Source organism: uncultured Mucilaginibacter sp., from assembly GCF_937859865.1.
Taxonomy (GTDB): Bacteria; Bacteroidota; Bacteroidia; order Sphingobacteriales; family Sphingobacteriaceae; genus Mucilaginibacter_A.
On record NZ_CALMAT010000063.1, the window covers coordinates 3,299 to 17,619 of the forward strand.

The following is a 14,321-nucleotide window of genomic DNA, read 5'->3' on the forward strand; positions in this document are numbered from 1 at the left end:
GCTCAAAGGCGAAAAAATGCCGGGAAATGCTTCTGCCAAAATTGAATTTTTGCTGGAGGAAATAGCAGGCAAAATCCATCAGCATAAAATATTGGTGTTCTCGCAGTTTGTTTCAATGCTGGAACTGATACGGGAAGAATTGGTCAAAAGAAGCATCAGCTTTGCTTATTTAACCGGACAAACGCGCAAACGGCAAGCCGTGATCGAAAAATTCCAGAACGACGTGGAAACCCGCGTTTTCCTAATTAGCCTAAAAGCCGGCGGCACCGGTTTAAATCTAACGGAAGCCGATTATGTTTACCTAGTTGACCCTTGGTGGAACCCGGCGGTAGAAAACCAGGCTATTGACCGTTGCCACCGTATCGGTCAGGATAAAAATATTGTTGCCGTGCGGTTGATTTGTCCGGATACGGTGGAGGAAAAAATTATGCTGTTGCAACAACATAAAAACAAACTGACCAATGAGCTGGTAAAAACTGGGAATTTGTTTTTTAATGGGTTGGGGAAAGAGGGGTTGTTGGAATTGGTGTCGTAAAAGAAGTATGATGGCTTTTAACACTTTAATGCCTTTTCATCATAAGTAGTTAAAATTTTACCATTAATGTTCTTTGTCGTTTTCTTAATTAAGCAAAAAACACCTGTAAATCAATTGGTTATAAAAATAACAGATTTCTAATTAAGCAGGCTTATCCCCAATATGGAATGTATTCAACATATTTTGTTGAAGCATTTAAGGGATCTTTAGGTTTAATTCTCCCTTGAATTAAAGCATTTTTAATAACAATTGATACTTGAGGCCGTTGCCGTTCACTCATTTTAAAACGCTCTCTAAGACTTGTATTATTCATACTACCACTACTTAGATATCTTACAATACTATGTTGATAACAAGCTTCTATTCGTTCTTGCTCTGTTAGCTGAGCAAATGCCTTTGGAACGTACATTGTAACTCTAAAAGAATTTTCTAACTCTTCAATTTTAAGTGGTGGCAATCCGTAAAATTCTATAGCTGAAACAGTTTTAGTAAAACCAGACCCTCTTTCTTCACAAATACTAAATCTACGAAATGAAGAAGCTAAAACTTCATTTCGCGATTCAGGAGTAGTTCCTATTAATCTTTCGATTTTTTTAGTTGGCAATAACCTTCCTGGATTAGTAATACTAATTCGATCATCAAATATTTCAATCACAGGGCCTGTACCTTTTATAGTAAAATCTTGATGAATTAAAGCATTTGCAAATAATTCTCTAAGTGCAATTTCAGGATAGATAGATAATTCGGCCCTAAAAGCAGATTTTATGATTTCACTTGATGGAAGTAGCTGTTTTACAAAATCAATTAGCCCTTCAAATCCAATTGCATAACCTTTTGAGCCAGGAAATTCTTTAATAGTTTCATTCTTATTTAAGCCCTTATATCTAATTAGCCTAATTGTTTTTCTAGCTAAATGATCAAAATCAAGGAGATTATTAGCCGCAGATAAGGCTCCAAAGTTGGTAATATAATATCCCACCCCATCTACTTTTTCAATCATTTTCTCATGTTCCATCAAATATAATATTCCTTCGATATTTGATGGAACAGGCTTTTCAAGTAGCTTAAATATTGTTTTATAATCGAGAATTGTTAATACCTCAAATTCTGATTTTACCTTTGAAGAATGTAATTCTTCAAACTGTGGAGTCTTGCTATTTAGCATAAATCCTCCTACTTCCTGTCGAGATGCTTTTCTGGTAGTTCCCCCTGTTCGAATATATGATTCTTCAATTGATTTTGATTTAAAATGAACAGGCTTAATTGATGATTCTTTAATATAAACAAATAATAATGGCTTATCTTGATATAATTCAATTGAATGATCAATGATTACCATTGGATCTAATGAATCTCGTCCAACAGAACTTAATTTCCCCATTATGTTTTCTGCATCTTGTTGATTAATTCCTATTACAATTCCTGATTTATCTTCAATTCCAAAAACTAAAATTCCGCCTCCTGGATTATTTGCAAAGGCCGATAAATGCTGGGCAAGTTTTTCTCCTTTTGGTGAAAGGCTTTCTTTCCAATCAATTTCATTCATTTCTTGAGGTACAGGTTGCAAGCTATTGTCTAATAGTGCAAAAGCTCTTGAAAGCCAATTTTTAGTTATGTCCATTTACAAAATAAGCAAAAACCCTTTATTAATCAGATAATTACGAACTACGTACGTTTCATAGATAAGCAAAGCTTATTTGAATTACAATATTAACTATTGGCTAAGAATTAAGATGATCAGTTGTTAACCAATTATAAAAAACGGTTATTGCCCAATTACTTTTTAATAATCATTTCACTGTAAAACAAAAGCCCTAACGACTTCAAATCAAGTAATTAGGGCTTAATATTTGTGGTCCCGACGGGAATCGAACCCATATCTAAAGTTTAGGAAACTTCTATTCTATCCGTTGAACTACGGGACCAATTTAAACTATCGTATCACGCTGCCATTCCCAAACGCTTCCGCTGGTGTTGCAAAACTAAGTTTTCCTTCGGGATTTTCGGCCATTAAAATCATGCCTTGTGATAAAATTCCTTTGATTTCGCGCGGCTCCAGGTTTACCAAAATGCTGACTTGTTTGCCGATGATGGCTTCCGGTTCAAAATATTCGGCAATGCCCGAAACAACCGTTCGCTGGTCTAAACCTGTATCAATACTTAATTTCAATAATTTTTTTGTTTTGGCTACTTTTTCGGCCGCCAAAATCGTTCCTACACGAATATCCAAAGCAGCAAATTGCTCGAAAGTAATGTTTGGTTTTGCTTCGATCAAAGGCAGTTTTACCTGTTCGTTTTCCATTTTGGTGTTCAATAGTTTTTGTATTTGCGCTTCTATCTGCGCATCTTCTATCTTTTCAAACAGCAATTTTGCTTCACCTAAAGCATGTCCTTCGGGCAGTAAATCGGCTGTTCCGGCTTTGTCCCAATTTTGTGTTGACAAATTTAGCATGGTAAACAAAGCATCGGCACTATTTGGCAAAAACGGTTGTGATAAAATGGCCAAGTTGGCGGCCAGTTGCAGGCCAATGTTTAAAACGGTTTGCACGCGTTCCGGGTCTGTTTTAATCAGTTTCCAAGGTTCTTCATCGGCCAGATATTTGTTGCCCACGCGTGCCAGGTTCATAAACTCGGCCAATGCTTCGCGGAAACGGTAATTTTCCAAAGCATTGCCAATTTTATCCGGAAATTCTTTTAATTGTTCGATTACTTCTTGGTCTTGTTGGGATAAAATGCCAAGCGGCATCACTTTTCCACCAAAATATTTATGCGATAAAACAAGCACGCGGTTGATGAAATTGCCATAAATCGCAACCAGTTCGTTGTTGTTGCGCGCCTGAAAATCTTTCCAGGTAAAATCATTGTCTTTGGTTTCCGGCGCAGCCGAAGTCAAAACATAACGCAGCACGTCCTGCTTTCCGGGGAAATCCTTTAAAAACTCCGGCAACCAAACCGCCCAATTTCTGGAAGTAGAAATTTTATCGCCTTCCAGATTTAAAAACTCGTTTGCCGGAACCTGGTTGGCCAGATGATATTCGCCGTGCGCCATCAACATCGCCGGAAAAATAATGCAATGGAAAACAATGTTATCTTTCCCGATAAAATGCACCAGTTTGGTTTCTTCCGATTTCCAGTAATCTTCCCACGATGCTTCTTTTACCGGTATATTTTTGATGTAGTATTCTTCTTTTTTTTCTGTGGAAAGATTGGCGTTCAACAAATCTTTCGTTGCCGAAATATAACCGATCGGCGCATCAAACCAAACATATAAAACTTTGCCATCTGCACCTTTAACCGGAACTTTTACGCCCCATTCCAAATCGCGCGTCATGGCGCGTGGCTGCAAACCGCCGTTTAACCAGGATTTACACTGACCAAAAACTGTTGGCCGCCACGTTTTCCGGCTTTCAATATACGCTTCAATTTCGGGCTGCATTTTATCCAGCGGCAAAAACCAGTTGGTGGTTTTGCGTAGCACCGGCGGTTGTCCGGATAAGGTAGAATGCGGATTGATCAGATCCGTTGGGTTTAAAGAAGTGCCGCATTTTTCGCACTGGTCGCCGTAAGCATTTTCGTTGCCACAAACCGGGCAAGTTCCTACAATATAACGATCAGCCAGAAACTGCTGCGCGCTTTCATCGTAATATTGCTCGGTTGATTCTTCGGTAAAAACGTGTTTATCATACAAATTCCTAAAAAATCCAGCCGCCGTTTCATGGTGCGTTGCCGAAGATGTGCGATGATAAATATTAAAAGAAATCCCAAAATCGCTGAAAGAATCGCCAATGATTTTGTGGTATTTGTCCACCACTTCCTGCGGAGAAACACCTTCTTTTCGCGCTTTTAAGGTGATTGGAACGCCATGCTCGTCAGATCCGCATACAAAAATCACGTCTTTTTCTTTAAGGCGAAGGTAGCGCACGTAGGTATCGGCCGGGATATAAACGCCGGCCAAATGGCCAATGTGCACCGGCCCGTTGGTGTAAGGCAAGGCAGCGGTTACGGTATATCTTTTTATCTGATGATCTTCCAAAGTATTTGCGGGATATTTTTTAATTTGCAAAGATAAGCCAATTTGGCTGCCCTTAAAATTTGGTTTGAATTATATGAAGATCATCCAGCCACCATTCCTCAAAAAAGGTGATAAAGTTGCCCTCACTTGTCCGGCCAAGAAGTTGCCGCACGCGATGACGGATGCAATCGCGCTTTTAGAATCTTGGGGGCTGGAAGTGGTTTTGGGCGAAACAATGGTAGCTTCTTACCACCAATTTGCGGGCAACGATACTTTGCGTGCAGCAGATTTAGAACGATTTATTAAAGATAAAAGCATCAAAGCCATTTTTGCGGCACGCGGCGGTTACGGTACGATCCGGATCATTGACGAGGTAGATTTTATGCCGATAAAAGAAGCATCAAAATGGATCATCGGTTTTAGCGATATTACCGTTTTGCACACACATGTTTTTTCGGTTTTTGGTTTGCAAAGCATCCACGGACAAATGCCGGTAACCATTCCCGACGGAACAGCAGCATCGTTGGAAACCTTAAGAAAAGCTTTGTTTGGAGAAGAATTCAGCTATCATTTTTCCGCAGAAAAACTAAACCGCGAAGGCGAAGCGCAGGGAATTTTAGTTGGCGGGAATTTGGCTTTGTTGGCTGCGGTTTCCGGCTCTGTTTCTGATCTGGATTACGACCGAAAAATTTTGTTTATAGAAGATGTAGGCGAATATCTGTACAATATTGACCGGATGATGCGAACCTTAAAACGCGCCGGAAAATTGAAAAACCTGGCCGGTTTAATGGTTGGCGGCTTTACCGAACTGAAAGACAACGAAATACCGTTTGGGCAAACCGCCGAAGAAATTATTTTTGATGTGGTTAAAGAATATGATTATCCGGTTTGTTTTAATCTTCCGGCCGGGCATATTCCCAATAACCAGGCTTTGATCTTCGGAAAAACACTAAATTTAGCTGTGCAAAAACAGCATACCACCGCAAATTACATTTAAAATGGCAATTTTTGAGAACTTAGGGAAGTATAAAAATTTAGGCCTTTTGCTGATCCGCATCGGTTTAGGCATCATGTTTATTTATCATGGCGTACCCAAATTAGCCGGCGGACCAGAACTTTGGGGGAAATTGGGCGGTGCGATGAAAGGCGTGGGCATTGGTTTTGCGCCCGCTTTTTGGGGGTTTATGGCTGCCGCTACCGAAACTTTTGGCGGCTTGCTGCTGATCATCGGTTTAGCATTTCGCCCGGTTTGCATCCTTTTGGTCATCAATTTAATCATTGCTGCACTGATGCATTTAGGCAAAGGCGACGGTTTACAAGGCGCGGCACATGCTATTGAAGATGCCATTATGTTTCTGGGCCTGTTGTTTATTGGACCCGGCATTTACAGTGTGGATAAAAAATGAGTTGCAAATGGCTGCTTGTGGTGGTTTTTGGGTTGATCAGTTTAAAAGTGAGCAGCCAGAACATGCTGTTAAAAGGCGATTATGCCGAAGCGGTCAGCCTCAACGTAAACCAGAAATACGTTTTTAAAAATTCGGCTGTCGGTTTTGGCCGAAAGCAGGAATACTATAAAAAAAAGAAGAGCAACACAAGCTACTTATTTGAAAAAGAGCGGAACACAAGCTGGTTCAGCTTAACTGTTCCGGCCGATGGTTTTTTGACTTTTGAGATTGCGCCGGTTTCTGTTGAGGATGATTATGATTGGATGCTTTTTAAAGAGAAAACTTTTAACGCGACCGAAAGCACGATAGATTATAACCATCCGATACGCACCAATAACAGCCGGAACGATTTTTCGGTGAGCGGGAAAACAGGATTAAAAGATGGTTATACCGAAAGCTTTACATCGCCCGGACCGGGGAAAAGCTTTTCCAAACCGATTGAAGTACAGCAGGGCGAAAATTATATTTTGGTGGTTGACAATATTTATCCCGGCGGAAAAGGGTTTACGTTCACATCCAAACTGCAAAAGATATTGCCGTCGCAAATTCCACCCTTGGTTGTTTCCGGAATTATTAGTGATAAAAGAAGCATGCAACCGCTACGTGCCGCCATTACGGTGGAAGACACTTCCGGAAAAGCTGTAGCAACGGCAGTTTCCGATTCTTTATCCGGAAAGTTTAGCTTTAAAATTCCTTCGGGAAGCAATTATACCGTTGCCATTGATAAGCAAGGCTACGTTTTGCTCAATGATTTTTTGCCGGTAAAAACAGTATCACAACTGCAAAATTACCAATTGCAAAAACTGCAAGCAGACGCACATATCATCTTTTATAACATCCGCTTTTTGCCGAACAGTGCGGTTATCGTCAACACTTCCGGCTCAGATTTAAACCGCTTGCTCCGTTTTTTGGAGCAGGAAAAAGACTGGAAAATCCAGATCATCGGCCACACCAACGCCAATGTTTTTACCGATGAACGCTATCTGCAACGCCTGTCCGAAAGACGCGCCTGGGCCATTAAAAACTTTTTGTTAAACCACGGCATCGCCAGTGAACGGATGCGCTGCTTTGGCCTGGGCGGAAAACACCCGCTGTATGACAACAAAAAACCCGAAGAAGCGGTTAGGAATCTTCGGGTTGAGATTGTGTTGGAAAAGTAACCGTTATTTTTTACGGATTAGGCTGACAAAGTTTGTTCAATGCCAATTCATCCCCAGAAATAGGCCAGATATAATTTGGAGCGGTTGGCGCTACGGTAGGTGCATTTCCCGGAGGGCCGGACTTAGCAGGAAGTGGCTGCTGTAAACGCATCAAATCAAATGATTTAAAACCTTCACCAAGTAATTCAATCCTTCTCTCAGCAAGTATCGTATTCACTAATGCTGCCTGAGTTGAAACTGCTGTAGGAGAGAAAACATAGGTTGGATCAGAACGATGACGCACTGCATTTAACAAACTTGTTGCGGTAACCAAATCTCCGGTACGGGCAGCAGCTTCAGCGTAGTTTAACATAATTTCAGCATAACGGATCACAGGGATATAATCCGTAAACGGAGACTGGCTTGTTTTCCATTTATTTAAATAAGTATGCCCGCCGGAAACAAGCAATAAACTTTTGCGTGTATCTGTTGAAGTTGTACTGCTATAAACCGGATCGGCAATTGTTGCGGTTGGGTTTAGCCAGTATTCTGTGCCCGGAGTATAATAAGAACCTAAGGCAAACTGAGAGCCGGGCTGATCGTTTGGAGTGAAGATCATGGTGAGGATTGCTTCCGGCCCGGTATAGCTACTGTTAAAGACGGTAACATCACTTGTTTCTAATTTATTATTTACGCCACTGGTAGCCTGATAAGAAGTTCCGGAAAGTGTAACAATTTTGCTTGCTTCTTTTATAACATTAGCGTAATCGCCCATATTTAAATAAACCCTAGTTTTTAAAGCTACTGCTGTATTTCTTTGTGCACGCGATGTATTAAGTGCGGCAGAGGTATAGGCTAAAGGTAAACCGGCTTCGGCTGTATTTAAATCACTTAATATCTGCTGATAAACTTGCGCTACTGTGCTTCGGGCCAAATTATTATCGCCTGTCCCCGATTCTGCTTTAAGCCTTAATGGCAATCCTAAACCCGCACCGTTATTTGCTGTAAAAGGTTGGGCATAAAGCTGTACTAATAATAAATAAGCATAAGCCCTTACAAATTTAGCTTCAGCAGCATACTGTGCAGTAGTTGTTGCATCAAGTACATTTGGATTATCACTTAACCCTTGTAAAAACACGTTACAACTGTTGATAACAATATAAGCATATTGCCAGGTGTATTTTACTTCGTTTGACCCTGAGTTTACATTTTGGTTCCAGGTATCTAAACCGGTAACGGCGTTAGATTTGGCATTGATAAAATCATCTGCCCTTAATTCGCCGTAAACCTCATAACGTCCGCCTAAAAGGTAACCGCTTTTTAACTGCTCATACAAAGCATTTATTTGTGCAAGCATCCGGGCAGGTGTATTAAATGCAGTTACCGGCGAAAAGCTGGTTACAGGAACGGTATCTAAGTAATTTTTTTTACAGGAAGTAGTTAGCGAAAGTGTAAGGCTTAATATTGATGCCTGTATTATATATCGGGTATTTTTATTTTTAAATTTCATTTTTGTTATCGTTAAAAGCCAACATTGATACCGAAGGTGAATGTTCTTCCTGATGGAACAGAATTTCTGTCATCACCGGGAGCTGTGTTCGAGTTGCCGTTACTTGAAATTTCCGGGTCAGAGCCTTTGTATTTGGTTAAAGTATATAAGTTATATCCCTGGGCATAAATGCGTATAGAAGAAATACCAACTTTAGAAAGATACCTTGCAGGAATTCTATAACCTAAACTTGCCGTTTTTAATTTAGCATAAGCCCCACTTTCCACATTTGCGCTGATTGGGATAGCAGAACCATTAGAATAATTATCCCCATAAACCACTTTTGGAATATCGGTAACTTGCCCTACTGTTGTCCAGCGGTTTAAAACCTCGGTTGTATTGTTCCAAAACCTTTGATCGAGTAAAGTGCCTCTTGTTCCGTAGTAAATTTTATTACCGCCAGAATAAGTAAAGTTAAGTGTCAGATCAAAGTTTTTGTAGGAAAAATTATTGTTAAAGCCGCCAAAGTAAGTAGGGATTGCGTTTCCGGCAACAATACCATCAAGCGTACCATCAATGGCTGGTGCTGTGGTTCCGTCTAAATAAGTCCATTTACTTGGCGAACCAACTTGATTGTACTGCACCTGTTTGCCAAAACGATTAATAAAAATGCGTCGGCCATTTGCCGGGTTAACACCGGCTGTTTGTACCGTAAACAAAGAACCTACGGGATAACCAACACGGGTGATATTTGATGTTTCTAAACTCGAAGTAGAACCATACAAATCTGCATTGTTGTTTGCCAAAGTAGTTACCCTGTTCTTATTGGTACTAAAGTTAAAGTTAGTCGTCCAGTTAAAATTCTTTACGCTGATAGCTTTAACGGTAACGCCTAATTCGAAACCTTTATTCCACATACTGCCAACGTTGGCAAAAATGGTATTTAAAGTAGCTGCAGTAGCTCCCGGGATACCTGTGGATGGTGCTTGTCTAGCCTGCTGAATCAATCCATCAATATTGTTATAGTAGTAATCTGCATCAATAGCAATCCGGCCGTTTAGCAGGGCAAAGTTCAACCCTACATCTGTTTTCTTACTGGTTTCCCATTTCAGGTTTTGGTTACCAGCCTGGTTAAACTGTAGTGCTGCTGATGAGCCATATAAAACAGATGTGTAGGATGATAAAGCTGCATAAGGCGCTAAACCATTAGAGTTACCTACAACACCATATCCTCCCCTTATTTTTACATCTGATAATACATTTGCAAGGGCAGAATTTTTAAAGAAATTTTCTTCGGAAAGCACCCATCCGATGGAAGCTCCACCAAAATCACCGTATTTGTGGCCTGCTGCTAACTGGGATATACCATCACGACGGAAACTGCCATTAATCAAATACTTCTTTTTGTAATCAAAAGTCAGGTTACTGAAATAGGATTGAAAAGCAGTAGCATATTGGTTATTTCCCGAAGGCAAGTAAGTATTAAACCCACCTTGGTAAGTGGTATAAAAAGGGTCCGAAACACCCGTTTCCTGCGCCCCCCAATTGTCAACATTTGTACCTAACCTTTCATAACCTACTAATGCATTTAAGTTAAAATTGCCACCAAACGAGTGCGAATAATTTAGCGTATTAGTCCAGTCTGTAATAGTATATTTCTGCTGCACATTTATAGCTGAACCGTTGGTAGTATAACCATCGCCCTCAATTGGGTTTTGAAATGTTTCATTGGTAACATTTAAATACTCCAAGCCATAACTTGTTTTTGCCGTTAATCCTTTTACCAGTTCCCATTGCGCATAAACGTTACTGATGATATTGTTGTTCTCGGAAGTGTACCGGTCTAAATCCAAAAGCGGAACCGGATTATAATAACTGATTGTAACACCTGAAATACCATTTTGTAAACCAATAGAATTAGATGCGCTAAGATTATAAGAACCATCAGCATTGTATGGAGACAAATTTGGTGGTAAAAGGATGGCCAACCGGGCTAAACCACCAGTGTTATAAGCTTGTCCGCTTAACGACCCGCTGTTTACACCGCTGTTTAAGGAATTACTATACGAGAAGTTTGCGCCGATATTGATATTCTTGACCAACTGATGCTGTACATTCGCCCGGATGGCTTTTCTGTCGTAATTATTTTTTACGATAAAGCCTCCCTGGTCGCTGTAATTGGCAGATAAAAAATAATTGGTTTGGTCTGTACCGCCGGAAATACTTAAACTGTGGTTTTGAGATTGGCCGGTACGGTAGGCATAGTCGTACCACCTTGTGTTTACCTGGCTACCATTAATATTTTGCAATGAAAACACAGGCGTTAAATTTGCATTTGTCCGGGCTTCGTTTTTTAGGGTTACATATTGCTGGGCATTTAAAACGGCAGGTAAATTCATCGGCTTACTAAAACCATACCAGCCGCTGTAGTTAACAATCGTTTTGCCTTTCCTGCCCTTTTTTGTCGTAATTACCACTACACCATTAGCAGCCCTTGAGCCGTAAATGGCTGTTGAAGAAGCATCTTTTAAAATCTCGACCGATTCAATATCATCCGGGTTAATATCAGATAGCGGGCTGTTGGATGCGCTATTGCCAACCTGGCCGGTTACCACCTGCAACCCATCAACAATATACAACGGATCTGAACTTAAAGAAAGCGAGTTAAAGCCACGAATACGGACAACCGGCGGATTGTTTAATACACCATTCGGCACAGTTGCACTAACGCCTGCTGCCTGTCCCGCCAATGCCTGATCAAAGCTTTGAACAGGCTTGCTTTGAAAGGCATCAGCACCGATATGTGCGGCAGAACCTGTAAAATCTTTTCTTGATTGCACGGTGTAACCGTTTACCACAACCTCGCTTAGCTCTTTGGAAGTTGCTATTAACGAAACATTGACTGTGTTGTTGGTTGCAGCAATCTCTTGTGTATCGTAACCGATAAAAGTAAATACAAGCGTATTACTGCTCCCTGCGGGAACAGTTACAGAATATCTTCCGGCTGCGTCGGTTTGCGACCCGGATTTTGTCCCCCTAACCACTACGCTTACACCTGGCAATGGCAAGCCGTCATCTTTGCCAACCACAGTCCCGGATACTGTCCGTGTTTGTGCATAAGCTTCTGAAGCTATCAGAAAGAGAAATAGCAAAAAAGTTTGTAAAATTTTTTTCATCACACTGTTTTAGTTAATTTGTTTTGAAAGGTAGAAAAAACTTGTTATTAATCAAATATTTTTAAGAAAAAGGGCAAACAAATTTAAAAAATGTGTTAATCTCCATCTTAAAAATACTTTTATTGCATTTTTTAACAAATATTATTGCATTTTTTCTATTTTTTATTTTTAATTTTAATTTTAATGCCTAAATCACCTATAACTGATTAAAATTTAGCGTTTAATCAAATCTGTTGGCTGGCCAAGCTTAGGTAATACTTCTTTTACCCCTATAATTTTAGTGTTTAAATTTTCGCGTGATACCTACTGCTTGCCAAATTTTATGGTATAAAAGAAGCATTTAACATTTCGCCCTACTCTTTTTCAAAACCTCCTTCAAAAAATATTTTCATTTAATGTAGTACTATGTATTGCATAATACAATCCTAAACCTATATCTTTGTTATATGATATTGGAAAACACGCAAACCCAAATGAGGAAGGGCATACTGGAATACTGTATCCTCGCCATTATTTCCCGCGGGGAAATTTATGCCTCGGATATTATTGCCGAACTTAAAGTTGCAAAACTGCTGGTGGTGGAAGGCACGTTGTACCCGCTCCTTACCCGTCTTAAAAATAATGGCCTGCTTAGCTACAACTGGGTAGAATCCACTTCCGGGCCGCCGCGAAAATATTACCAGTTGACTTCGGAAGGCTCTGTGCTGCTGAAACAACTTGACGCAACCTGGCAAGAGCTGTCCTTCGCGGTAGAAGTATCCTTAAAAGCAAGAAACAATAACCTGTAAACCATCACACCTCATACCCCACACCTCATACCTAAATACCATGAACAAAACAATTATCATCAATATAAACGGTATCATTTTTCATATCGAAGAAGATGCTTACGACATCCTGAAAAACTACATGACCGGCATTAAAAAGCACTTTGCCAGTTCGGACGACAGCCTGGAAATTACAACCGACATTGAAAACCGTATTGCAGAAATGTTCTCCGAGCTTTTAAGGCGCGAAGGCAAACAAGTAATTGTTACACCCGATGTTACTGCGGTAATTTTACAAATGGGAACCATTGAGGATTTTTCGTCCGGAGAACAAGAACCGGCTTTTTCGTCCGGCACAACAGATCATTCTACAGAACGACGGCTGTTCCGCGACCCAGACGATCATTTAATTGGCGGCGTTGCGGCCGGTATGGCCAATTATTTTGGTATCGAAGCACTTTGGATACGCCTGATTTTTGTGGTTTCGCTTTTTGGTGCCGGCAGTGGTTTACTGGTTTACATTATCCTTTGGGCCATTATCCCGCGCGCCAACACCCGGACAGAAAAAATGGCCATGAAAGGAGAACGTGCAGACTTACAAGGTTTTAAACGCAATTTTGATGAAGAGTTAAAAAACATCAAACAATCCTTGTCCAACGCCAACCGCGAAGCCAAGCCTTTTGTTTACAAAATCAGGGACTTCGTTGGTGAGTTTTTATTGCTCTTGCAACGTTTTTTTAAGGGAAGCGGCAAAATCCTTTTAAAACTGGTTGGTTTGATCATCATCGTTGTATGTGCTTGTGCTTTAATTGGCTTACTAGTTTCCATCGTCGCTTTTTCTGCCAACCAATCCATATTTGTGCATGGTTTTTTGCCTTTTAACATTGTTGATTACAAGTTTAGCAACATCTTGTATGTATGCGGGTTTTTGGTTTGTGCCATCCCATTATTGGGTTTAATCCTTTTTACCATCCGCATCGTTTTTTCCAGGAATGTTTTAGGCAGGTCAATTGGTTTTATTTTGTTGATTGGCTGGATTGCCGCCGTAAGCACTTTGGCTTTTTATGCCACCAAAATAGCAGCAGACTTTAGGTACACGGCCAGTTTTAACCAGAACATGGACATTATGCCAACGCAAAGCCAGCATTATTTCCTTAAAATAAACACGGCCAAAATTTTGACCAAAGAAGACAGCGCAACTTTAGGCATCAAAAAAAATGACTTTGCCAACCGCATCATTGTCAACATGAACAATGAAAACGACACCGATATCAGCCCGGAAAATGTTTCTTTGTTTATCGAAAAAAGTGAGAATGAATTTCCCTCGCTGGTAGAGTCTTATCGTTCAAAAGGCGCAAACTATCAGGAAGCTTTGCTTAATGCCCGCAACACCCAATATAATTTTATGCAGGAAGACACGGTGATTAAGTTCGACCGTAAATTAATACCGATAAAAAAAGCGTCCTGGCGCGACCAGAAAGTAGACGTAACGCTGAAGCTTCCCTTAAATTCCATCATCACCATTGATGAAGGTTTAGATTTTATTTTGCGCGATGTGGATTTGTACAGTTGCTACAACCAGGACGACAAAAACTGGGGCAAGCATTTGGCCAAATTTAAAATGACCGAAACGGGCTTGGTTTGTTTAAAAGATTCTACCAAACATCAGGAAGAAGGGCAATAATTGTTGCCGCTTTGTCATTTCGACCGAAGAGAGAAATCTTCTTCAAAGCAGGATTATGCCTTTTTACTTTGAAG

At 40.4% G+C, this 14,321-nt stretch carries 9 protein-coding genes, 1 tRNA gene and 1 pseudogene (1 of these 11 cut by a window edge); 6 read left to right on the top strand and 5 right to left on the bottom strand.

Annotated elements, in window-relative coordinates:
- A pseudogene (locus Q0192_RS06605) lies at positions 1-535 on the top strand (DEAD/DEAH box helicase); it begins 2,852 nt to the left of the window's first position.
- A gap of 151 nt (positions 536-686) precedes the next feature.
- On the opposite strand, the gene Q0192_RS06610 reads toward Q0192_RS06605, so the two are convergent.
- The 3 genes from Q0192_RS06610 to metG all read right to left on the bottom strand — a co-directional run bounded on the left by Q0192_RS06610 (position 687) and on the right by metG (position 4,568).
- Positions 687-2,156, bottom strand: coding sequence for an ATP-binding protein (locus Q0192_RS06610; protein ID WP_299287925.1), 1,470 nt, complete (start codon positions 2,154-2,156; stop codon positions 687-689).
- A gap of 232 nt (positions 2,157-2,388) precedes the next feature.
- Positions 2,389-2,460, bottom strand: a tRNA-Arg gene (locus Q0192_RS06615).
- An 8-nt stretch (positions 2,461-2,468) separates the two neighbouring features.
- Positions 2,469-4,568, bottom strand: a complete 2,100-nt coding sequence (metG, locus tag Q0192_RS06620) for a methionine--tRNA ligase (RefSeq protein ID WP_299287928.1) — start codon at positions 4,566-4,568, stop codon at positions 2,469-2,471.
- A 73-nt stretch (positions 4,569-4,641) separates the two neighbouring features.
- Here metG and Q0192_RS06625 point away from each other — a divergent pair, with 73 nt between their 5' ends.
- From Q0192_RS06625 to Q0192_RS06635, 3 genes are read left to right on the top strand one after another with little or no spacing between them, the layout of a single operon-like run.
- Positions 4,642-5,544: an LD-carboxypeptidase gene (locus Q0192_RS06625; RefSeq protein WP_299287931.1), complete on the top strand. Its 903-nt coding sequence runs from the start codon at positions 4,642-4,644 to the stop codon at positions 5,542-5,544.
- A gap of 1 nt (position 5,545) precedes the next feature.
- Positions 5,546-5,953, top strand: a complete 408-nt coding sequence (locus Q0192_RS06630) for a DoxX family protein (protein ID WP_299287934.1) — start codon at positions 5,546-5,548, stop codon at positions 5,951-5,953.
- Positions 5,950-7,152 carry an OmpA family protein gene (locus Q0192_RS06635; protein WP_299287937.1) on the top strand — a complete coding sequence of 401 codons (1,203 nt, stop codon included), beginning with the start codon at positions 5,950-5,952 and terminating at the stop codon, positions 7,150-7,152. The genes Q0192_RS06630 and Q0192_RS06635 overlap by 4 nt, the downstream gene beginning before the upstream one ends.
- Positions 7,153-7,162: 10 nt before the next feature.
- On the opposite strand, the gene Q0192_RS06640 is transcribed toward Q0192_RS06635, so the two are convergent.
- Both Q0192_RS06640 and Q0192_RS06645 read right to left on the bottom strand, forming a co-directional pair.
- A complete protein-coding gene (locus Q0192_RS06640) occupies positions 7,163-8,641 on the bottom strand; it encodes a RagB/SusD family nutrient uptake outer membrane protein (RefSeq protein ID WP_299287940.1) in 1,479 nt (492 codons plus the stop codon).
- A gap of 11 nt (positions 8,642-8,652) precedes the next feature.
- The gene (locus Q0192_RS06645) at positions 8,653-11,796 is read right to left on the bottom strand and encodes a TonB-dependent receptor (RefSeq protein WP_299287943.1); all 3,144 of its coding nucleotides are present in this window, start codon (positions 11,794-11,796) and stop codon (positions 8,653-8,655) included.
- A gap of 446 nt (positions 11,797-12,242) precedes the next feature.
- Here Q0192_RS06645 and Q0192_RS06650 point away from each other — a divergent pair, with 446 nt between their 5' ends.
- Complete coding sequence (locus Q0192_RS06650; protein WP_299287946.1) at positions 12,243-12,584, top strand: PadR family transcriptional regulator; 342 nt, start codon at positions 12,243-12,245, stop codon at positions 12,582-12,584.
- Positions 12,585-12,624: 40 nt separating this feature from the next.
- The gene (locus tag Q0192_RS06655) at positions 12,625-14,247 is read left to right on the top strand and encodes a PspC domain-containing protein (RefSeq protein ID WP_299287949.1); all 1,623 of its coding nucleotides are present in this window, start codon (positions 12,625-12,627) and stop codon (positions 14,245-14,247) included.
- Positions 14,248-14,321: the final 74 nt, after the last annotated feature.